This window comes from Alloprevotella sp. oral taxon 473 str. F0040, assembly GCF_000318095.2.
Lineage (GTDB): Bacteria > Bacteroidota > Bacteroidia > Bacteroidales > Bacteroidaceae > Alloprevotella.
Map to the genome: position 1 here is coordinate 313858 of NZ_KB290717.1, position 21568 is coordinate 335425.

The window sequence follows — 21568 nt, forward strand, 5'->3', positions numbered from 1 at the left end:
ACACTGAACTTAGTTGAAGAAAGTCCAGCAGATTCCAAATTGTAACATACGCTGATTAGTAGGATAATGAGGTACAAGAAAGTACCGTCCCTCAGATTGGTTTAGATGATTGTAAGCTAGATAAAAACGAACGCCTTTGAGTTTGAAGTTTAAGTAAGCGTTTATCCAAGGATAATTCCCAATCAACGTACGATGAGAAGGTGATTGAACAGCAAATAATCCTATAGCAGGCGAATAAGCAGGTGCATAATACTCAGTAAAGTATCGCACATCAGCTCCTAACTCTGTGTCTAGAACTTTTGCAATTCGGAAACGCAAAAATACATTGCTCCAAATGTTAAGCTTGGGAAGTGGAAGGGTGCTTTCAGAACTTTGTTGAAACGTCCATTCATTCTCCCAGTTTAAAATGCCCCAACGTAGTGCATGAGATAAAGCAGCAGAAAGTACTTGAATGTTCTGAGAAGACTGAGCCACCTCTATACCATATTTACGAGTTGCTAATGTTCCTTTCTCACCATCTTCCTGTTTTTCTTGTAGAAATACATGGTTTTGTATGCTTTCTATTCCAATTTTCAACTTTGCTTTATGAAATGAAAAGCTACCTTCTACTCGAGCTCTAAATATTTTATTGAGATTTTCATCCCACCATGCGTAGCGCGAATGATAAGATTGATAGTAAAACGATGGGGATTCATTGCGAATAAAACCACCAGTCTGAAGTGCTAGTGTATCTCCCCATAACTTGAAGTGAAGACCAGTTTGTCCTTCTACATTAAACTCACCCCAATCAGCTCCCGTCGTTCGGATCTCGCCAAGCACATTATAACGAAAACGCTTAGATTGAGCACGAAGCAATTGAGCACCTAGAGTGAAATAGTTCGTTGTTGTAGCATCTACTGTACCTTTTGTATTAGGTAGAGTAAAACGTGCAAGTTCATGTTTTGCGAAGAGTCTCATGCCCGTCTTCACCCACTTACGAAAGCCCTCCCTCATTTCCAATGCTACAGTATTTTGTACTGATATATAGTGCGTACTATCGTTGGCTATTTTACCTGAAAGATAAGGACTACTAATAAAATAGTTGTCAATGTTCTTTTGGGAAGAGAATGTACGATAATTAGATTCTATGTTAGCTGTGTGAATAATGGAAGCTACTGGCACAAATTTTGTAATGAGCAGAGAATCAGGTATAATATTGCCTTTTTGGTCTACTAATTTTGTAGACTTCCTGTTTGTAGTCGTATCAGATGTAGCTTTAAGACTACGACTTACTATGCGCCCTGTCGAATCACTCTTCTCATAGAAACCCATTGAATATCGATGAGTCAAGAAGAACTTATCGATACTAACATTATTTCTAACGCCTTCTAATCGCATTGGCATATCAGCAGGACGATAAGTTGTGGGGAAATTCTCAGGATTATTGATGTAGTTTTCATCCTCGATACCCCCATTCTCTAAATTCTTAGTGTATCCAGTAGTGTAGAAACTATGCATTTGATACTGATCCCCGCGATAGCTTCCATATAAAGTTGCACCAAATGATGAATGGCTTTGGTTGCGATAGAAACCTCTTGCATAGATATAATCGATATCGAAGCCTATGCCTGCTTGTTTATTGATATTAGTTACAAACCGAGCCTTAAAATGATCATCACCATCTGTTTTGTCTCCTGAGCTATAGTAATAGAGATCAGCAATAGGAGATTTAGTATTAGTAAAAACAAACTTACTGTTAGGAAACAAGAAGAAGCTATAAGGTTTAGTGAAGATAAACTGTGATCCCATCATGAAATCTTGTCGCCCATCGTATATTCTATTGATTCGAGGGGAACCTATTCCTCCTAAGAAGTTAAAGTTACCATACATACCAGCAGTCTGGTTCGAGTTTTGAAAGAGATGTTGTACGGTGTCTGGCTCAATAGGGACAATGGTTCCAAAACGTTCGTCCACATTCCATACATAAAGTCCTTTAGGAACTGTCTTCTCATCAATACTATCATGGGCATGCCCATATATATCTCGATTCTGAGACTGTTTTCCTCGATTATTTCCAAAGTCGCGCGCAGTAAGTTGTGCTTGTCCTTGGATGGCAAAAAGCATCGCCACGGCGATGCTTAGCAAACTATTGGATACTCTTGTGAATAAAGTCATAGAGAAAAGGCTGCAACGGCCTCTGTGATTTTGTTTTTGGTATCTTTTGTAACAGGAAGTAATGGCAAACGCAGAACTTCTTGAATTTCATCGCGCACAGCTAGCATACATTTAATACCAGCAGGATTACCTTCCACAAAAGCTAGATAGAATATGTCTCGAAAGCGGCGATGAATATGTAAAGCTTCTGTGATGTCATCGGCTTGAAGCGCGTTGACCATAGCAGCAACTTCTGCAGGATACATATTGCCCACTACAGATATGACACCGGCAGCTCCCAATGATACTAGTTCAAACGTTAGAGAATCATCACCGCTAATTACGTCAAAACCATCAGGCTTATCGGCTAAGATACTCTCTACTTGCTCAATTTTGCCAGATGCTTCCTTAATTGCTACAATGTTCTCAAAGTCGTGTGACAAACGAAGCGTTGTTTCCGCTGTCATATTTACCCCAGTACGACCTGGAACGTTATATAGTACTACGGGGACAGGAGAAGATTGTGCCACAGCTTTGTAATGCTGGTATAAGCCTTCTTGGGATGGTTTATTATAATAGGGAGTCACAATAAGAACTCCGTCAATTCCATCAAAATCTGCATTCTCCAAAAAAGCGCAAACTGCTCCAGTGTTATTACCTCCACACCCCAGAAGTAGCGGCACACGACCTGCAATCACGTCTACAAACGTCTCAATTATAGCTTCTCGTTCTGCCTGGCTCAAAGTGGGAGTTTCTGCAGTCGTTCCAAGAGCGCATAGATAGTCTACTCCTCCCTCTTCAATCAATCGTTCGATGAGTTCGCGCAGAGCAAAGAAGTCGACTTCACCATCTTCGGTAAAGGGGGTGATAACGGCAACGCCGGTTCCTTGAAATGGATGATTTCTCATGGGATGCTTTAGAGAAAAGTGTGGGTTAGTTAGATAATCAAATTGCACTCAAAAAATCTATGTGCTATGTATTACTGCAAAAATAGCGATAAATTTCGATTTGTGCAATTAGCGGAGCTAGTTTTCCTCTCCAATCATTTTAAGGAAAGACATTTCATCTACAAGAGGAATGCCTAGCTTCTTAGCTTTCTCACGTTTTGAGGGGCCAATGCTATCACCAGCTAAAACAAAACTTGTTTTACTTGAAATACTTGAAACATTCTTTCCGCCATGAGATTCTATAATATTCTTATACTCCTCTCGAGAATGGCATATGAATGTTCCGCTTATCACAATGCTCTTTTCTGCCAAAGCACTATCCGTCTGCATCGTATCATGCATAGCCATCTGTAATCCAATATGTGTCAAATCATCAATTAGTTTCAGATTATCGGGTTGGCGAAAATATTGTAGTACACTTTGAGCGATGACAACTCCTACCCCGTCAACCTTTACGATATCTTCAAGAGTTGCTGCGCGCAGTGCAGTCATTGATTTGAAATGCCTTGCAATATTTTTAGCAACAACCTTCCCAACGAAGCGTATTCCTAATGCATAAAGTAAACGGTCAAAAGATACAGATTTAGCCTTATCGATGCCATCTAGAATCTTTTGTGTAGACCTTTGAGAGACAGGTATCATAACATGTTTATCCTCAAGTGGTGCAAAAAGAGTTGGGGCTTGAAATTCTCCATTTGTAAGATACCATTGTTTGTCCCACTCGTGAAGGGTAAGTCTGAATAGGTCTGTTGGAGTGCGAACCAGTCCATTTTCAAAGTACTTATCAACAACCTCAGGGCCGAGACTCATGATATTCATAGCATCTCGGCTAATAAAATGTTCAATTCTTCCTTTTAATTGCGGAGCACAGTTAACATTAGGACAGTAGTGCGCAGCCTCTCCATCATAGCGAATAAGAGGTGTGCCACACTCTGGGCAGTGCGTGATAAATGTCACTTTATCACCTATATCTTTTCCTCGTAATTCAGAGGCTACTCCCACAATCTGCGGAATAATTTCTCCTGCTTTCTCTACATACACCTGATCTCCGATATGAAGATCAAGCTGATTGATAATGTCTTCATTGTGAAGCGAAGCGCGTTTCACCATTGTACCTGCTAATAGTACGGGAGTCATGTTGGCTACAGGTGTAATAGCACCAGTTCGTCCTACTTGAAAAGTCACTTCATTCAAACGAGTGCAAGCACGCTCTGCTTGAAACTTATAAGCTATTGCCCATCGCGGTGATTTTGCTGTATAACCGAGTCTAGATTGTTGAGCTAGATTGTTGACTTTAAGCACAACGCCATCAGTAGCTACGGGAAGAGACTTTCGCTCTTCATCCCAATATTCAAGATAGTCACTCACTTCTTTCTGCGAGCGACACAACTTCATCGCTTCACTCACTTTGAATCCCCATTTTTTTGCCTTCTGCATATTATCATAATGCGATTTGTTATCTTCTCCTTCGGATTCATCCATAATGAGATAATAAAAGTAAGCATCAAGTTGTCGTTGTGCTACTACACGGCTATCTTTGCTTTTGAGCGTTCCGCTTGCTGCATTACGAGGATTTGCAAAGAGATTTTCCTCTCTTGCTTCGCGTTCGGCGTTAAGCCGATCAAAACTTTTCCATGGCATTAGTATTTCACCACGGATTTCAAAACGTGCAGGCCATTTTTCTCCCGCTGTTAAAACCAAAGGTATTGAGCGAATGGTGCGTACATTAGCAGTTACGTCATCACCTTGAAGACCATCGCCTCGGGTTAACGCTCGAACTAGTCTACCCTCTTCGTATATCAAAGAGATGCTAAGCCCATCAAATTTGAGCTCTGCACAAACTTCAAATGGTTCTCCTTCCAGTCCTTGCATAACTCTATCATAAAAATCTCCTACTTCTTTCCTGTTATAGGTATTTGCTAGTGAAAGCATTGGATGTTCATGAGTCACTTGAGTAAAGTCGATAGACAAGTCACTTCCAACTCTCTGAGAGGGGCTATTGGGATCATAGCACTCAGGGTGATTTTGCTCGAGCGTTATCAACTCTGCCATAAGTTTATCAAAATCCTGATCAGAAATTGATGGAGCATTCTCTACGTAGTATTGGTGATTATAGCGATGGAGCATCGCTCTGAGTTCGGAAATTCGGGGGTTCATCTTCGAAATACTAATGAATTTGGAATAGCAAAAATACGGCTTTTCGCAGAATTATCACTAACTTTGCAGTTGATTTTTCTGTAGTCAGCTCGTTAGTCTCTGGCTACGGCATTTTTCAATTAGTTCAACTCTCGTAATTATTTTATGCGCATTGATATTATCTCTGTGATTCCTGAAATGTTGGAAGGTTTTTTTAATCATTCCATATTAGCAAGGGCTCAAAAGAAAGGTTTAGCTGAAATCCACGTGCATAACCTTCGTGACTACAGCAAAGACAGGCACAAACGAGTGGATGATTACCCTTATGGTGGATCAGCAGGTATGGTGATGCAGTGTCAGCCTATTGATGATTGCATTTCAGCACTTAAAGCGGAGCGAGAGTACGACGAAATTATTTTTACGACTCCTGATGGCGATCAGTTTGACCAACCCATGGCCAACGAGCTTTCCCTGAAAGGAAACATCATAATTCTCTGTGGTCACTACAAAGGAATAGATTTTCGGGTGAGAGAACATCTTATAACACGCGAAATCTCCCTTGGAGACTTCGTCCTCACGGGTGGTGAATTAGCTGCTGCTGCAATGACAGATGCTATTGTTCGTCTGATTCCTGGCGTTATCGGGGATGTGCAAAGTGCCCTTAGCGACTCATTCCAAGACAATCTACTTGCTCCGCCCCTTTACACAAGACCAGCAGATTATAAAGGCTGGAAAGTTCCTGACATTCTTCTTTCTGGTCACGAAGCTCGCATTCGAGAATGGGAGATGTCGCAAGCCTTGGAGCGTACACAGCGTTTACGCCCTGATTTATTGGAGGGATGAGCTAGGTGTTAATTGGGAACTTGCTAAGAGTGAGACTTCTGCAAAGGAGGAACTCACTCTTAGCATTTTTGATATTAAGGTCTAAATCCTCCATCACAATCTGTTTTCGCTCTCATCTTTCCTCTTTCCACTAAGCAATGTATAAGTTTTCAGATCAAACTTCACAGGAAAACTTTACATTTTTACGCTACGATTTTAACACTGTACATTGAGACGAAGGATTTCCCTTTGTGTTTAATCTGATTGTGTGAAGGTCTCAGTTTCCAGTTTTTTGGAAAATGCACAACAAATCTCTTATCAAAGCAGTCATCTCTCCTAGTTTTGTTGGGTTATGTCAGAGAAAAAATGATTTTTCTCCTACATCGTATGCTGAAAAATAGGAAGAATAGAGATGGATTTTAGAGCTTTTTGCGTTACTACCTCCTGATTATTGGCTTAAGAAGCAAATGCAACATCGCAACTGCAGCTATGAACTTGCAACTTATGTTCTAGTTTTTTGAAAACTCCTCTCAATTTACCGTCTTCAATTTAACGATTTTCCTCTGAAAAGAATTGAAAGTTTCTTGAGATGCACTGTGTAAGTGCCTGCAAAGTTTGTCTCTTCACTTTTCTATCACTAAGAACAGCAGTTGAATATTCTGAATTCATTCTTTTCTGTTCTTTCTTATAAACAGAAGGGATTACTAATTCATTTCAGGCACTTTAAGTGTAGATTCCATGTTTATCCCTATGTTTTTTAGTAACTTTGCCTAGATAAGTCCAAGCTTTTCATAGAATTCTTTATAACAACATTGGAGTTGATCTCTTATATACTAGACTCACGACTAAATGGCAGACTTTCATCTTGTTTCTCCCTATTCTCCAATGGGCGATCAGCCCGAAGCTATACGTCTACTCACAGAAGGCGTACGCAATGGCGAACCAGCCCAAGTGTTGCTTGGGGTAACTGGGTCGGGAAAAACTTTTACAATAGCTAATGTAATTGCCAATATCGGTAAACCCACCTTAGTTCTCTCTCACAACAAGACATTGGCAGCACAGCTTTTTACTGAAATGAAAGGATTCTTTCCTGATAATGCTGTGGAATACTATGTTTCATATTATGACTACTACCAGCCTGAAGCTTACATTGCTTCTACTGACACATACATCGAGAAAGATTTAGCTATTAATGATGACTTAGACAAGATGCGACTTGCTGCCACTTCTGCATTGCTCTCTGGAAGAAAGGACGTTGTCGTAGTGTCATCTGTCAGCTGTATTTATGGCATGGGAAACCCTGCTGCTTTTTATGAGAACGTAATCCTGCTGAGAATGGGACAACGAATTGCCATGAACGTTTTACTTAAACGCCTGGTTGATTCTCTTTATACTCGCAATGATGTTGCGCCTACTCGCGGTAATTTTCGCGTGAAGGGCGATACCATTGATGTTTTTTTGGCTTACTCTGACGATGTGCTTCGTGTTAATTTCTGGGGAGATGAGATAGACAGTATAGAAGAAATAGATGGTCTGACTGGTGCACGCCAAGCAAACTTTGCTGAATATAAGATTTATCCTGCTAACCTTTTTCTGACCAGTAAGGAAACGCAAGAGATGGCAATACGTCAAATCCAAGATGATTTGGTAGCACAAGTGGCTTTGTTTAAAGAACAAGGCAAAGGGTTGGAAGCACAACGTCTTGAAGAAAGAGTGAGTTACGATATCGAGATGATTCGTGAACTTGGACATTGCTCAGGCATTGAGAATTACTCGCGTTATTTTGATGGGCGCCAGCCTGGAACACGTCCCTATTGCCTTTTGGATTTCTTTCCAGAAGACTATCTTATTGTGATTGACGAAAGTCATGTGAGCGTCCCCCAAATAAGAGCGATGTACGGGGGAGACAGGTCGCGTAAAGAAAGTCTTGTCAACTATGGTTTTCGTCTTCCTGCAGCTATGGATAATCGTCCACTGAAGTTTGAAGAGTTTCAAGAGCTAGCACACCAAGTGATTTATGTAAGTGCAACTCCAGCAGATTATGAAATGGAACAAGCAGGTGGCACGTATGTGGATCAAGTGATACGCCCAACTGGGCTACTGGACCCTCCTATAGAAGTTAGAGACACCGACTTTCCAGTGGATGATTTGCTTGAAGAGATTAGGATAGCCATTAAGGAGAATGAGCGTACTCTTGTTACTACTCTTTCAAAACGTATGGCCGAAGAGCTTACAGAATACCTGTTGGGGTTGGGCATCTCTACTGCTTATATCCATTCTGACGTGGATACATTGGAACGCGTCAGAATTATGGAAGAACTTCGTGCAGGGGTTTACGATGTGTTAGTCGGTGTGAACTTGCTACGCGAGGGATTAGATTTACCAGAAGTAGCGTTAGTCGCCATTCTAGATGCTGATAAAGAAGGTTTCTTACGCGATCGGAGAAGTATGACTCAGACTGCTGGCCGAGCTGCACGTAATGTCAATGGACGCGTCATTATGTATGCTAAAAAGATAACAGATAGTATGCAGCAAACCATTGATGAAACGAATCGCCGCAGACTTAAGCAAATGGCATATAATGAAGAGCATGGCATCACTCCAACGCAAGTGAAAAAGAGTAATAATGTAAGCCAGTTAGGTAAAATGGGCATGGAACGCTCGGAAGCAGTACAAAATCTTAGTGCTAGTAAACGAGGTGCTCATTACACTTCAACCGTAGAGAAAGGACAGAATAATCGCATGGTAGCTGAACCTACTGCAGCTTATGGTAAGAACTCCCCAAGTAATTATGTTGCAGCCGAATCTTTCACTCCAGAAGAAAGAAGCGCGCGTATAGAACTGTTGAGGTCAGCTATGAAAAAGGCTGCAGCAGAACTAGACTTTGTTACTGCAGCACAGCTAAGAGATGAACTGTTACAATTGGAGTCTAAGGATTGTTTGAGCTGATAGGATTGAGCTAAAAGAGCCATAATGATAAAGTGTGCACACAAAAATAGGGAGAAGACCTCTAAGATCTTCTCCCTATTTTGTGTTGTCTCAAAGAATTTGCTGTATTTCCGATAGTGTATGTACGACATGTGTAGGAACTGCAGGGAAAATATCTTTATTCGATTCTGAAAAAAGTTGTATCTTGTTGGGGTTAAAATAGATGGTGTCTAATCCAACATTCATAGCTCCTAACATATCGGTAGAATAATTGTCTCCTATCATCATGGTTGACTCAGGAACAGCTTTTGTTTTAGCAAAAGCGAAGTCGAAAAACTGAGAAGAGGGCTTGTTGGCACCAGCCTGTTCACTGAGCACAATTGTATCAAAATAATCTGTCATACCAACTTTGTCTAATTTTCTATACTGCACCTCAGCAAATCCATTACTACAAATGTGGAGACGATAGCCACGAGATTTTAGATGAGCAAGCAACTCTCTTGCCCCGTCGACAACTCCTGTTTTCTCACAATTAAACTCAAGAAAAACTTCTCCAAGTTCTAAACAGAAGTCATCAGAAAGGTTGGCACCTTTACCCATGCTTAAAGGACGTCGAAAACGTTCAACAATAAGAAAGTCACGTGTTATCTCGCCATGAGCGTATTGAGCCCATAAGTTCTCATTGATTTCCCAATAGTTCTCGGTAAAAAACTTCTTATTCTCAAACACCCTGTCTAGATGAAATGCATCATATAGTTCCTCCAAAGCCAATGTTGCATTGCCATGTGTGTCATATAGGGTATCGTCAAAGTCGATAAATATATCTTTATAAGGGAGCATAAAAATAAATTGTGGGAAATGTGAAGTATTTTGCGAGTGCAAAGTTACGACTTAATGGAGAAGAGAGCAAGTTAGCATGGAGGTAAATGAATGTACATACGGCTATTCGACCTTTGGTTAATAAAGTCCAGATTATACTATCTAAAGAATAACAACTGAGTATATGGCTATTGTAGGAGGGAATCAAGGAGGGATTCCAAAGAAAGTTCAAAAAAATGTACTGGAAATATGTTACAAAATCGTTACCTTCGCGTATTAGTAATAGAGAGCCACTTGTAATGTGGTCACATCGTTTTATATGCCAACCTCTAAGATAAAAGATATTCAACCAGCTTTACATTCTTCAGAAAACAAAGGGAATGTATTGACTGCAACCTTCCTACAAATACGGCGAAGGTTGCAGGTAATCTCTACTAGTATCTTAGGAAATCCAACTGAAGCTGAAGACGCTTTGTCAGAAGCTTTTTTGAGATTATGGAAAAGTCCTCAAGCTTGGGAAAACTCTAGGCAAGCCGAGGCAATACTTACGACTACAGTAAGAAATATAAGTATTGATGAAGTACGCAGACGACACTCTCATCCTACAGATAGTTTGGAAGTTATTCCTGAAGGAAAAGGCACAACAGATGTTATCCCTGATGAACTAGAAGTTGAACAGCGACTATGCAGATTAGAAAAATTGATATCTTGTCATCTTTCTTCCCTGCAACAGCGCATTCTTCATATGAGAGACGTAGATGGGCTTGCATATTCAGTTATTTCTGAACAATTAGGTATGCAAGAGACAGCAGTTAGAATGCAGCTTTCTCGAGCGCGAAAATTGCTTCGCGAACTTTATCGTCGGCAATATCCTGACTAAATATTCTAAATCAAGCAACAATGATGAGTATTGACCAATATAGAGCACTTGTGGAAGCCTATTTCGAAGCATCTACCACTGAAGAAGAAGAGGAAAAGCTGAAATTATTTTTATGTAGTTCGGAAGCTCAAGACCCTTCTTTCGATCAAATCAAAGCTGTGATGGGATTGACCACAATGTTACAGCGTAGAATCCGGATTAATCAGCACAAAAGTGATAAATCTCAGAGCAAACTTACTACATGCAAACAAGAGGTTTCATTGCTTTCTGAGTCGAGACGCCAGCTAATGCGCTGGGCAGCAATAATTATTTTAAGTCTTTCTGTGCTCACACCTGCCGTCGTAATGTGGGGTTTGTCAGACAATGATGAATGTGTGGCCTATATTGATGGCAGAAAAATCACAGATGAGCAAATAGTGATTGAAGAAATGCATCATACCATGGAAGAAACACTACAAGATACGCCAGAAAATCAGCCTGCCCTTTTGTTGCGTGATTTATTCTCTACACCTCAACAATAACTATTTTACTAATATGAAAAGATTATGCTTACTCTTCATAGGGCTAATGGTAATGTTGTCAACCATAGCCCAAGATAAATTACATGTAGCACCCTTCTTTAAAACAAGGTTTGTCGAATCACACAAAGCTTCTATGGTAAAGCTTTCTGGAAAATCCTTAGTAGACTACTCCCTGCTTAAATTTTATAGCGTAACGATGAGCTTGTCCTTGCAAGAAGTATTAGAATTAGAGAAAGCCGTTGCTAAAGACACATACAACGCTACTGAACAAGAATCTGCTTCTAAGCATGGTAGATTATACTATGGTTTTTATCAATTGCCGAAAAAAGAGAATAGTAATTACCATCAGTTTCTCTTTTATAGGAACAATGGACTTCAACCACGAGGGAATCCCACCTACACCATCATATACATGGAAGGTCAGACTTCGCTCCAAGATTTAAAAAGAAAATTTACTCCCTAATCTCATAAAATTCAACGACACATGAAACGCTTTTTTCTTTCCCTTCTCGTTAGCTTTGGCTTATCTGCTGTTGCTGCTGAGCTCAATGACACTATCATAAAAGTAAATCATCCGGATTCCGTACTACTCACTCGCAATGATTCAGTTATCACACTAAAGGTAGATGGTGCTTATAATGACAAAACCGCAAAGTTTGTTTATACTATTCCAACTAAAGGTACTAGTTTGGTGGATGCTGCCGCCAGTCGCTGGAAGTTTCCTGAAGCTCCGCTTACCCTCAAAAAGAAGAGTGGCGACAATAAGAACTTTTACGAAGTGACAGCAGGTAGTCTTCTCCTTGGGTTTAATATTGCTCAAAATGGTTCCAAAGGTATTAATTCAGATGTTTGGGGACGCAACATAGATGTGGAGCTCAATTTGACGAATTTTACTATTACTCGAAACAGACACCATCGTTTCTCATTGGGTTGGAGCTATGGCTGGACTAAGATTGCACTTGATGGTGGTCTGGCATTTCAACTCAATAATGGAGTTACCACAATTGGAACCTTCGCAAAAGGACAAACGCCGATTCGTTCGGTCTTTCGCCTCAACAGACATTCTTTCCCACTACTCTATACATATCAAGAAAGTGGAATGTGTTTGAGCGTTGGTCCTGTGTTGAATCTCAATGTTCGTCCGCGAATTTACAATACTTATCTGAATTCCAATGGAGCAGAACAACAAGATGCTTATAAAAAGGGTATACATTTCTCTCCTGCCACGGTGTCTTTCTATGGAGAAATAAAAAAAGACTGGTTTGGCGTCTTTGTGCGCTATACCCCTAAATCCTTGTTTGAAAAAGGGTATGGTCCTGACTTCCAAACCCTCACTGTGGGACTGTCCTTATTCTAGATTAGAATATTTCTCATTCGAAAAAAGAGATACATTTTAGAACGTTGCCAATTTTGTATAGGGTGCTTTCTGTTGCAAGAGTAAATCTTCAATAGAGAGCACTTTTTCCATCGTTGTCCAATGTATTTTGTCATGACTAAATAACAAATAACAGCTTCTCTCGTTAAAAACATGATTCAAACTGTAGAATAGAAGGAGCAGAAGAGAGAGTAACTCAAAATAAAGTAGTAACTTTGCGAACAAAGAAACTGAACAAAGCGTATCTGATGGAACAAATCAAGCATGAATGCGGTGTAGCAATGGTTAGATTGCTCCAGCCTCTCAGCTACTATAAAGAGAAATACGGCACCTGGATGTACGGTCTCAACAAACTCTATCTAATGATGGAGAAACAACATAACCGTGGCCAAGAAGCTGCGGGACTTGCTGCGTTGAAACTCCAGGCAGAACCTGGAGATGAGTTTATGTTTCGTGAGCGTGCTCAAGGAAATACTGCTATACAAGAAATTTTTGCGGCAGTTCACGCTAAATTCTCCACTTTTACTCCTGAAGAACTTGCCGATGTTGACTTCGCTGGCAAGAACATCCCCTTTGTAGGAGAGATTTATATGGGCCACCTCCGGTATTCTACTACTGGCAAGCGTGGCCTTTCGTATGTCCATCCGTTCCTACGTAGAAACAACTGGAGAGCAAAGAATCTTTGCTTGTGCGCCAATTTCAATATGACTAACGTGCAAGAGATTTTTGACCACATAGCCGTAAAAGGTCAGCACCCTCGCATGCTTAGCGATACATATCTCTTACTTGAACAATTAGGACATCGTCTCGATCGTGAAGCGGAACGATGCTTTGCAGAGGCAGAATCTCTTGGGCTGACTGATCGCGATATTACAGAACACATTGAAAGTCGCATAAATGTAGCGAACATCCTTAAAGAGTCTGCCCCTGTTTGGGATGGTGGTTATGTTGTTTGTGGTATAACAGGTAGCGGAGAGACCTTTGTACTACGAGATCCCTGGGGCATTCGTCCTGCATTCTATTATAAGGATGATGAAGTCTTTGCACTTGCTAGTGAACGTCCTGTCTTACAAACTACATTTGGACTAGAAGCAAATGATATAGTTGAGCTTCAACCTGGACAAGCAATTATGACTAACCGCAAAGGAGAGTTGCGAATAGAACAAATACTTCCAGCGCAGAAACTTGCGTCATGCTCCTTTGAACGTGTCTACTTTAGTCGTGGTTCAGACATTGATATTTATCAAGAACGTAAAGAAATGGGGCGTCGACTCGTGCCTTCTATCTTGAAAGCCATCAACAATGAAGTAGACAACACTGTTTTTTCTTATATTCCTAATACTGCAGAAGCTGCATATTATGGTCTATACCAAGGTTTCGAGGAATATCTTAATCACCAGAAGACACAAGCTATTACGGCTTTACTTAAAGACCCAGCTTATAGTTCCGAAGCTGGAAAAACTGCTCTTGAAACTCGTATAGCCCAAGTACTATCTCGTCACATACGTGCTGAGAAAGTGGCCTGGAAAGACATTAAGATGCGTACTTTTATTGCAGAAGGCAATTCACGTAATGATTTAGCTGCGCACGTCTACGACATTACTTATGGTAGCGTTTTGCCTCACGTAGACAATTTAGTTGTTATTGACGATAGCATTGTTAGAGGAACTACTTTACGGGAAAGTATTCTTCGTATTCTGAATCGCTTACATCCTAAACGCATAGTTATTGTTAGCAGTTCTCCGCAAGTGCGCTATCCAGATTATTATGGAATTGATATGGCTAATATGGACGAGTTTATAGCTTTCCGTGCTGCTATAGCCCTCCACCAAGAACGCGGAACGATGAATATGCTCACAAATCTTTATCATCGCTGTAAAAGCCAAGAAAATCTTCCAAAGGAAAAGGTTCAGAATTTCATACGTGAGCTTTATGCTCCATTTACTGAAGAAGATCTAAACATCAAGATGATAGAGTTATTAAGGCCTACAGGTGTGGATACAGAAATCCACATGGTATACCTCAGCATTGAAGACCTACACAAGGCATGTCCCAATAGTCCTGGTGATTGGTATTTTAGCGGATATTATCCTACCCCTGGTGGAAACAAATGTGTAAACGCAGCCTTTATCCGCTACATGGAAACTCATCAAGCAGAGTTGCTGTCTTAATCAAATCTCAATATCTTCAACTTCCAAAGCACGTCTGTTTATATTAGCAAATAGATGCTGCGACAAGATTAATCATCCATACTTGATTCACCCTATTACCTTCATAGAAAATGCGAAAAGTAACCCTTTTGCTCAGCGATGGCTCTCAATTTCATGGAGAAAGTTTTGGCTACGAAGCTCCCATAGCTGGAGAAGTTGTGTTCAATACTGCCATGATGGGCTATCCAGAAAGCCTTACTGACCCCTCTTATGCAGGACAGCTCATGGTGCTAACCTATCCGTTGGTCGGCAATTATGGTGTACCTCCTTTTACAATTGAGGACAATGGACTTGCTACCTTCATGGAAAGTAACAAGATTCATGCAAGTGCCATCATTGTGAGCGACTATAGTGAAAACTATTCACATTGGAACGCTCAAGAAAGCTTAGCGGAATGGTTGAAACGAGAGAAAGTACCTGGCATTACAGGAATAGATACACGCGAGCTTACCAAGGTGCTTCGTGAACATGGGGTAATGATGGGGAAAATTCTCTTTGATGATCTGCCTAACGAGATACCAGAGGCCCAATACGAAGGGATAAACTTCGTAGCAAAAGTAAGTTGCGAAGAGATTATTCACTATGCTCCTAGCAATGGTGCAACTGATGCTCCAAAAGTTGTTCTTGTGGACTGTGGTGTGAAGCACAATATCATTCGCAGCTTAATCAATCGTGGTGTAGAAGTTGTGCGAGTACCATGGGACTATGACTTTAATCAATTGGAGTTTGATGGACTTTTCTTGGCAAATGGACCTGGAGACCCCGAGACCTGCGCTGTAACAGTAGGACATATCCGTAGTTTTTTGGAGAATCCCAAGGTGCGTCCTTGCATGGGCATTTGCATGGGAAATCAGCTCTTATCAAAAGCTGCAGGTGCTACCATCTATAAATTGAAATATGGCCATCGTTCTCACAACCAACCTGTGCGTATGGTGGGTACGAATCGCTGCTTCATCACTTCTCAAAACCATGGTTATGCAGTAAAGTCTGATACTTTATCAGCAGAGTGGGAACCATACTTTGTAAACATGAATGATGGATCTAATGAAGGGGTGCGACATAAAACTAACCCCTGGTTTTCCGCTCAATTCCATCCAGAAGCCTGCAGTGGCCCAGTAGATACTGATTTTCTTTTTGATGACTTCGTAAACCTTCTCAAATAAACCATCATGATTGACCCTAGTATTAAGAAAGTTCTTCTCCTCGGTTCTGGCGCACTCAAGATTGGTGAGGCCGGAGAGTTTGACTATTCAGGTAGCCAAGCCCTTAAAGCTCTTAAAGAAGAAGGTATTGATACCATTCTCATCAATCCCAATATTGCAACTGTACAGACCTCTGAAGGGGTAGCTGACCAAATCTATTTCCTTCCTGTTACACCCTACTTCATAGAGCGTGTTATTGAGAAAGAAAGACCCCAAGGTATTATGCTTGCCTTTGGTGGGCAGACAGCACTCAACTGCGGTGTTGAGCTATACCAAAGTGGTGTGCTAGAAAAATATAACGTAAAAGTTTTGGGAACTCCCGTACAATCCATCATGGATACGGAAGACCGTGAACTTTTTGTCAAGAAACTTGATGAGATTGATGTAAAGACCATCAAGAGTGAAGCTGTGAACAACATTGAGGATGCTCGTCGTGCAGCTAAAACTCTTGGATATCCCGTAATCATACGTGCAGCTTACGCACTCGGCGGTTTAGGATCTGGTTTCTGCGACAATGAAGAAGAACTCAATAAACTCGCAGAAAAGGCTTTCGCTTTTTCACCTCAAGTTTTGGTAGAAAAAAGTCTTAAAGGCTGGAAAGAAGTTGAATATGAAGTTGTACGCGACCGTTTTGATAACTGTATTACGGTCTGCAATATGGAGAACTTCGACCCACTCGGCATCCACACTGGTGAATCCATTGTCATTGCGCCTTCACAGACCTTGACAAATAGCGAATACCATAAGCTTCGCGAGCTTGCTATTCGAATTGTTCGCCATGTAGGCATTGTTGGTGAATGTAATGTCCAATACGCCTTTGACCCAGAAAGCGAGGATTATCGTGTAATCGAAGTTAATGCTCGTCTTAGCCGTAGTTCTGCATTGGCTTCTAAAGCTACAGGATACCCATTGGCTTTCGTCGCAGCGAAGCTCGGCCTAGGATACGGTCTGTTCGATTTGAAGAACTCAGTGACAAAAACCACAGCAGCATTCTTTGAACCAGCTCTTGACTACGTTGTATGTAAAATTCCTCGTTGGGACTTAGGTAAATTCCGAGGTGTAGATCGTGAACTTGGTAGTTCTATGAAGTCTGTGGGAGAAGTCATGGCTATTGGCCGCACCTTTGAAGAAGTTATTCAGAAAGGATTGCGCATGATAGGCCAAGGGATGCATGGTTTTGTTGAGAATCGTGAGTTGACGATTGAAGATGTAGAAGCAGCTCTTAAAGCACCAACAGACAAGCGAATCTTCGTCATTGAAAAGGCCTTCAAGCAAGGCTATACAATAGAACAAATCCATGATCTGACCAAGATAGACTTGTGGTTCCTCAAGAAACTATATAACATCTACGAAACAAGTCTTGCTCTTCATGCATGTGGCAATATCAACACGCTTGACTCTTCTCTTCTAGCAACAGCTAAACGACAAGGATTTACTGACTTCCAAATTGCACGCGCTTTAGGCATGGAGCAAGACATGGATTCAGAACGTGCTAGCTTGCTGGTGCGAGAGCATCGTAAGCGCGCTGGAATCGTTCCCTACGTGAAGCAAATCGATACACTTGCTGCAGAGTACCCAGCTCAAACGAATTATCTTTACCTTACTTATAGTGGTATTGCACACGACATTCGTTTTGAAAATGACAAGCGTTCAGTAGTCGTGTTAGGTTCGGGAGCTTATCGCATTGGTTCTTCTGTGGAATTTGACTGGTGTGGAGTACAAGCTCTCAATACCATCCGAAAAGAAGGATACCGCTCTGTGATGATTAACTACAATCCAGAGACTGTTTCTACAGACTATGACATGTGTGATCGTCTATATTTTGACGAACTCACTTTTGAACGTGTGCTGGACATTCTAGACCTCGAAGCTCCTTATGGTGTAGTTGTTAGCACAGGCGGACAAATTCCTAACAACTTGGCACTTCGACTCGATGAACAACGTGTTCCCATCCTTGGAACTCAGGCAAAGGATATCGACAATGCAGAAGACCGTGAGAAGTTCTCAGCAATGCTCAACAGAATTGGTGTTGACCAACCCGCATGGAGCGCACTTACTTCTATGGATGACATCAATGCTTTCATTAAGGAAGTAGGCTTCCCTGTCTTGGTTCGTCCAAGTTATGTGCTTTCGGGTGCAGCAATGAATGTTTGCCACAATCAAGAGGATTTAGAACGGTTCCTTACCATGGCAGCCAACGTCAGCAAGAAACACCCAGTGGTGGTATCTCAATTTTTGCAACACGCCAAGGAAGTCGAAATGGATGCTGTGGCAAAGAATGGCGAAATCATTGCGTATGCCATCTCAGAACACGTTGAATTTGCTGGAGTTCACTCTGGAGATGCTACAATCCAGTTCCCTCCTCAAAAATTGTATGTTGAGACTGCGCGTCGCATCAAGAAGATTTCCAAACAGATTGCACGCGAACTCAACATCTCAGGCCCTTTCAACATCCAATTCCTTGCTCGTGAGAACGACATTAAGGTCATAGAATGTAACCTCCGTGCATCACGTTCCTTCCCCTTCGTAAGCAAGGTGCTAAAGATTAATCTTATAGAGCTTGCCACTCGCGTGATGCTTGGTCTTCCAGTTGAGAAACCTTCTAAGTCTCTCTTCGATCTCGACTATGTTGGTGTCAAAGCTTCTCAGTTCTCCTTCAATCGCCTTCAAAAGGCAGACCCCGTTTTGGGGGTAGACATGGCTTCTACTGGTGAGGTTGGCTGCTTAGGCGAGAATGCTAATTCAGCATTGCTCAAGAGTTTGTTGTCAGTAGGCTTGCGCATTCCTAAGAAGAATGTATTGCTGTCTACCGGTAGTGGTAAAAACAAAGCAGATATGCTGGAAGCTGCACACAGATTAGCAAATCACGGATACTGCATCTATGCAACGGAGGGTACTTCACGCTATCTTTCTGAGAATGGAATCCCTAGTGTACGCGTACTTTGGCCGAGCGAGGTAGAAGCTCTCTCGCCTGATAGTGCTGAAGCTAAGTTGCCCAGAGCTTTAGATTTACTACGTGACAAGAAAGTTGAAATGGTAGTCAACATCCACAAGAACTTCTCTACTGGGGAATTGACTAACGGTTACAAGATTCGACGTGCTGCCATTGATCACAATATCCCTCTACTCACTAATGCTCGTTTAGCTTCTGCTTTTATCTATGCTTTCACAACTACGCGAGTTGAAGATTTAGAGATTAAGAGTTGGCAAGAATTCTAATACGAAAAGAGTATACAGACTAGCCGTAAATACAGATCCGCCTTCTGCTATTGTCAGAAGGCGGATCTTGTATTTCCACGCTAAAGAGTAGAGAGTTCTTTTAATGCATCTTTCAATTTGCTATTGTTTATGCCTAACCTCAACAACATCACGAATGTTCAAGACAATCTTATCAGCTTAATTAGCATATATCTAGCTTTCTGGGCCAGGATAGTTCTATTTCGTACTTTAGAAAAACTCGAACTTCTTTAGAAAAAACTCTGAGAATTCCACTAAAATCTTGGAGATATAACTGTAAACTCTAGGAAAAAAATATCTATATCATAGCTGAAAATCTTGAAAAACAAGAGCGAGTGCTAATCGCTATCCCTTAATTATGGTCTTAATAAAGGATTGTATGTCATCTAACCCTAATACTCACTTAGTTAGAAGAAGCTCTAGTATTAGCATATTCAAGAATAAAGGAGTGAGCGAAGTGAAATACATTCTTATAAGTCACTAAAATCGCGAATTGTATTGACTTATCTTTCGAAGATTATAAATAAACATAAAGCGCATCTATGCATAGATAGATGCGCTTTATAGTCAAAAAATGACACATTAAAGTAATTAACGGCCAAGAATCCAGGCTCCTGGGTACATGCCAATCAAAGTATTACGACTTTGAACAGCTTCACCTTTTGTATCAAAAGAAGATGCGACGACGCGATACCAACCTGTATGACCGCTAATAGTTTCGTTTGTCTTTACGACACGAGCAGCCATACCACGGCTACGCAAGGAGCTCATTTGTCCTTCTGCGTTTGTTTGGTTGACAAAGCTACCTACAACAACACTGAAAGCCTTGAGAGGTTCTCCATTAACAACAGTCACACCACCTTGGATTGTGCGAACAGGTGTAGCATCGTCGTTGTAAACAGGTTGAGTTGCAACTGGAGTCACTTGTTCTTGTGGCTGAGGTGCAATTGTCACCGTTTGAGTCGTTTTATTCTGTTCTTGTGCGCGAGCCTTTTCATATGCTTGGCGATAAGCACTTTCCTGAGATTTGCAGGCTGTGAACATAGCCACTGTGCATAAACTTAATGCAAGAATTACGTGATTCTTCATGTCTGTTACTTTTATCTTTTACGTAGATTGTTATCAAAGTCCAATTTTAGAACTCCGACTCAAAGAATTCTTGAAAACAAGAAGCAATTGACATGCCTTAATATTGCTAGTAAAGACTACTTCTTTGATTCGGAAAATTTCTATTTAGCGCAAATATACAAGGAAAATGGGTAATAAGCCGTGAAGAGTACTACAAAAAACATTAAACAATGGAATTTCTGATAAATAAGTATTGGAGTCTCGAGAAAAATAGGTATTTTTGGAGCATCAAACATTTAAGTTTCTCACATTTAATACACATTCATCATGAAAGGATTAAGCATTCTCGCAGCTTTTTTGGGCGGTGCAGCAGTCGGCGCTGCCTGTGGTATTCTCTTTGCTCCCGAAAAGGGTGAAGATATGCGTTCACGAATTGCAGAAGCTATTCGCAAGCGTGGCATCAGACTCAATGGTAAAGAGCTTGAGAGTTTGGTGGACGACATCGCAGAAGAACTTAGTGCCGTAACAGAATAAAGCTCGAATCACGTGTTTTCTAACGACCACAACGTAGAAATAATAGCAAGACTCATCTCCAATTTGAAACGCTATGGAGAGCTACGCCTTAAAGGGATGCAGCTCGACGTCGTAAGTAAGTTGGCTTTAGTATTGACCTTGCTTGTCGTTGCTGTGGTGTTGATTGGAGTTGCTAGCATAGTTGTGCTGCTACTATCATTTGCACTAGTTTTCGCTCTAGTCCCCATAGTAGGGGGAGCCGTAGTCGCTTGTTGTGTAGTAGCCTGTCTTTTTATCCTATTAGGAGTCTTATTAGTCGCATTCCGTAAAAGCTTGCTCATCAATCCTATTGCTCGCTTTCTATCCTCTGTTTTTATAGGGGATGCACCTGAGGATGAAGAACAAGACGAATCTTCTAATGCGAAGGATGGTTCTTTTTATCAAAATAACTTTTGATTATGGCAGCAATCAACACCTTAGAAAAGATACGATGGGAAAGGAAGCGCGTGCAAAAAGAACTCAAGCGTTTGGAACAATCTATCGCTGAGGATTTCAACGAACTCACAGCTCCTCCCCCAGCCTCCAATAATAAACTTGAATCGATGGTTAACTTCGCTTCTCGGGCATGGAGTATCTTTGACGGCGCAATGATGGGCTATAAGCTCTTTCACCGATTTGGGAAGGCCACTCGATTCCTTTCGAGAGGTAATCGTAAATAACTTATCAGACAGACAAGACATTATAAGTCTTGCCTGTCTTTTTTGTTTATATGGGATC

General features: G+C 41.2%; 17 protein-coding genes. 12 read left to right on the forward strand and 5 right to left on the reverse strand.

The features are described 5' to 3' along the window. Positions 1-9 precede the first annotated feature (9 nt). From HMPREF9999_RS06920 to ligA, 3 genes are all read right to left on the reverse strand, one after another. A complete protein-coding gene (locus HMPREF9999_RS06920) occupies positions 10-2154 on the reverse strand; it encodes a putative porin (protein ID WP_009437808.1) in 2145 nt (714 codons plus the stop codon). Then, positions 2151-3041 (reverse strand): 4-hydroxy-tetrahydrodipicolinate synthase, encoded by an 891-nt coding sequence (gene dapA / locus HMPREF9999_RS06925; RefSeq protein WP_009437809.1) that lies wholly within the window; start codon positions 3039-3041, stop codon positions 2151-2153. The genes HMPREF9999_RS06920 and dapA overlap by 4 nt, the downstream gene beginning before the upstream one ends. Before the next feature lie 117 nt (positions 3042-3158). Beyond that, entirely contained in the window at positions 3159-5237 is a 2079-nt protein-coding gene (gene ligA / locus HMPREF9999_RS06930; protein ID WP_009437810.1) for an NAD-dependent DNA ligase LigA, read from the reverse strand. A gap of 144 nt (positions 5238-5381) precedes the next feature. Between ligA and trmD the strand changes: the two genes are divergently transcribed. Together trmD and uvrB are read left to right on the forward strand one after the other, a co-directional pair. After that, a complete protein-coding gene (gene trmD, locus HMPREF9999_RS06935; RefSeq protein ID WP_009437811.1) occupies positions 5382-6059 on the forward strand; it encodes a tRNA (guanosine(37)-N1)-methyltransferase TrmD in 678 nt (225 codons plus the stop codon). Between the two features lie 828 nt (positions 6060-6887). Then, a complete protein-coding gene (gene uvrB / locus HMPREF9999_RS06940; protein WP_044063249.1) occupies positions 6888-8987 on the forward strand; it encodes an excinuclease ABC subunit UvrB in 2100 nt (699 codons plus the stop codon). A gap of 90 nt (positions 8988-9077) precedes the next feature. Here uvrB and HMPREF9999_RS06945 read toward each other — a convergent pair whose 3' ends face one another. Beyond that, positions 9078-9806 (reverse strand): YjjG family noncanonical pyrimidine nucleotidase, encoded by a 729-nt coding sequence (locus tag HMPREF9999_RS06945; protein ID WP_009437817.1) that lies wholly within the window; start codon positions 9804-9806, stop codon positions 9078-9080. Between the two features lie 298 nt (positions 9807-10104). On the opposite strand from HMPREF9999_RS06945, the gene HMPREF9999_RS06950 reads away from it, so the two are divergent. The 7 genes from HMPREF9999_RS06950 (at position 10105) to carB (ending at position 19192) form a co-directional block, all read left to right on the forward strand. Further along, complete coding sequence (locus HMPREF9999_RS06950) at positions 10105-10665, forward strand: RNA polymerase sigma factor (RefSeq protein WP_009437818.1); 561 nt, start codon at positions 10105-10107, stop codon at positions 10663-10665. A gap of 20 nt (positions 10666-10685) precedes the next feature. Then, a complete protein-coding gene (locus tag HMPREF9999_RS06955) occupies positions 10686-11186 on the forward strand; it encodes a hypothetical protein (protein ID WP_009437819.1) in 501 nt (166 codons plus the stop codon). A gap of 13 nt (positions 11187-11199) precedes the next feature. Next, positions 11200-11649 carry a DUF6108 family protein gene (locus tag HMPREF9999_RS06960; RefSeq protein ID WP_009437823.1) on the forward strand — a complete coding sequence of 150 codons (450 nt, stop codon included), beginning with the start codon at positions 11200-11202 and terminating at the stop codon, positions 11647-11649. Positions 11650-11670: 21 nt separating this feature from the next. Beyond that, positions 11671-12543, forward strand: coding sequence for a hypothetical protein (locus HMPREF9999_RS06965; RefSeq protein ID WP_009751995.1), 873 nt, complete (start codon positions 11671-11673; stop codon positions 12541-12543). A gap of 266 nt (positions 12544-12809) precedes the next feature. Then, positions 12810-14732 (forward strand): glutamine amidotransferase, encoded by a 1923-nt coding sequence (locus HMPREF9999_RS06970; RefSeq protein WP_009751996.1) that lies wholly within the window; start codon positions 12810-12812, stop codon positions 14730-14732. Positions 14733-14842: 110 nt separating this feature from the next. Further along, positions 14843-15934 (forward strand): glutamine-hydrolyzing carbamoyl-phosphate synthase small subunit, encoded by a 1092-nt coding sequence (gene carA, locus HMPREF9999_RS06975; RefSeq protein ID WP_009751997.1) that lies wholly within the window; start codon positions 14843-14845, stop codon positions 15932-15934. Between the two features lie 6 nt (positions 15935-15940). Next, the gene (gene carB, locus HMPREF9999_RS06980; RefSeq protein WP_009751998.1) at positions 15941-19192 is read left to right on the forward strand and encodes a carbamoyl-phosphate synthase (glutamine-hydrolyzing) large subunit; all 3252 of its coding nucleotides are present in this window, start codon (positions 15941-15943) and stop codon (positions 19190-19192) included. A 609-nt stretch (positions 19193-19801) separates the two neighbouring features. On the opposite strand, the gene HMPREF9999_RS06985 is transcribed toward carB, so the two are convergent. Next, positions 19802-20299 (reverse strand): SPOR domain-containing protein, encoded by a 498-nt coding sequence (locus HMPREF9999_RS06985; protein WP_009751999.1) that lies wholly within the window; start codon positions 20297-20299, stop codon positions 19802-19804. A 306-nt stretch (positions 20300-20605) separates the two neighbouring features. Here HMPREF9999_RS06985 and HMPREF9999_RS06990 point away from each other — a divergent pair, with 306 nt between their 5' ends. The 3 genes from HMPREF9999_RS06990 to HMPREF9999_RS07000 are packed head-to-tail and all read left to right on the forward strand — an operon-like array spanning position 20606 to position 21510. After that, a complete protein-coding gene (locus tag HMPREF9999_RS06990) occupies positions 20606-20812 on the forward strand; it encodes a YtxH domain-containing protein (protein ID WP_009752000.1) in 207 nt (68 codons plus the stop codon). Positions 20813-20824: 12 nt separating this feature from the next. Then, positions 20825-21247 (forward strand): hypothetical protein, encoded by a 423-nt coding sequence (locus HMPREF9999_RS06995; RefSeq protein ID WP_009752001.1) that lies wholly within the window; start codon positions 20825-20827, stop codon positions 21245-21247. A 2-nt stretch (positions 21248-21249) separates the two neighbouring features. Continuing rightward, positions 21250-21510, forward strand: a complete 261-nt coding sequence (locus HMPREF9999_RS07000; protein WP_009752002.1) for a hypothetical protein — start codon at positions 21250-21252, stop codon at positions 21508-21510. The last annotated feature ends 58 nt before the right edge of the window (positions 21511-21568 follow it).

What these genes read in the sequence shown, in the direction of transcription:
- HMPREF9999_RS06920 (WP_009437808.1), bottom strand. Translation starts at nt 2,154, where the DNA reads ATGACTTTATTCACAAGAGTATCCAATAGTTTGCTAAGCATCGCCGTG.
- dapA (WP_009437809.1), bottom strand. Translation starts at nt 3,041, where the DNA reads ATGAGAAATCATCCATTTCAAGGAACCGGCGTTGCCGTTATCACCCCC.
- ligA (WP_009437810.1), bottom strand. Translation starts at nt 5,237, where the DNA reads ATGAACCCCCGAATTTCCGAACTCAGAGCGATGCTCCATCGCTATAAT.
- trmD (WP_009437811.1), top strand. Translation starts at nt 5,382, where the DNA reads ATGCGCATTGATATTATCTCTGTGATTCCTGAAATGTTGGAAGGTTTT.
- uvrB (WP_044063249.1), top strand. Translation starts at nt 6,888, where the DNA reads ATGGCAGACTTTCATCTTGTTTCTCCCTATTCTCCAATGGGCGATCAG.
- HMPREF9999_RS06945 (WP_009437817.1), bottom strand. Translation starts at nt 9,806, where the DNA reads ATGCTCCCTTATAAAGATATATTTATCGACTTTGACGATACCCTATAT.
- HMPREF9999_RS06950 (WP_009437818.1), top strand. Translation starts at nt 10,105, where the DNA reads ATGCCAACCTCTAAGATAAAAGATATTCAACCAGCTTTACATTCTTCA.
- HMPREF9999_RS06955 (WP_009437819.1), top strand. Translation starts at nt 10,686, where the DNA reads ATGATGAGTATTGACCAATATAGAGCACTTGTGGAAGCCTATTTCGAA.
- HMPREF9999_RS06960 (WP_009437823.1), top strand. Translation starts at nt 11,200, where the DNA reads ATGAAAAGATTATGCTTACTCTTCATAGGGCTAATGGTAATGTTGTCA.
- HMPREF9999_RS06965 (WP_009751995.1), top strand. Translation starts at nt 11,671, where the DNA reads ATGAAACGCTTTTTTCTTTCCCTTCTCGTTAGCTTTGGCTTATCTGCT.
- HMPREF9999_RS06970 (WP_009751996.1), top strand. Translation starts at nt 12,810, where the DNA reads ATGGAACAAATCAAGCATGAATGCGGTGTAGCAATGGTTAGATTGCTC.
- carA (WP_009751997.1), top strand. Translation starts at nt 14,843, where the DNA reads ATGCGAAAAGTAACCCTTTTGCTCAGCGATGGCTCTCAATTTCATGGA.
- carB (WP_009751998.1), top strand. Translation starts at nt 15,941, where the DNA reads ATGATTGACCCTAGTATTAAGAAAGTTCTTCTCCTCGGTTCTGGCGCA.
- HMPREF9999_RS06985 (WP_009751999.1), bottom strand. Translation starts at nt 20,299, where the DNA reads ATGAAGAATCACGTAATTCTTGCATTAAGTTTATGCACAGTGGCTATG.
- HMPREF9999_RS06990 (WP_009752000.1), top strand. Translation starts at nt 20,606, where the DNA reads ATGAAAGGATTAAGCATTCTCGCAGCTTTTTTGGGCGGTGCAGCAGTC.
- HMPREF9999_RS07000 (WP_009752002.1), top strand. Translation starts at nt 21,250, where the DNA reads ATGGCAGCAATCAACACCTTAGAAAAGATACGATGGGAAAGGAAGCGC.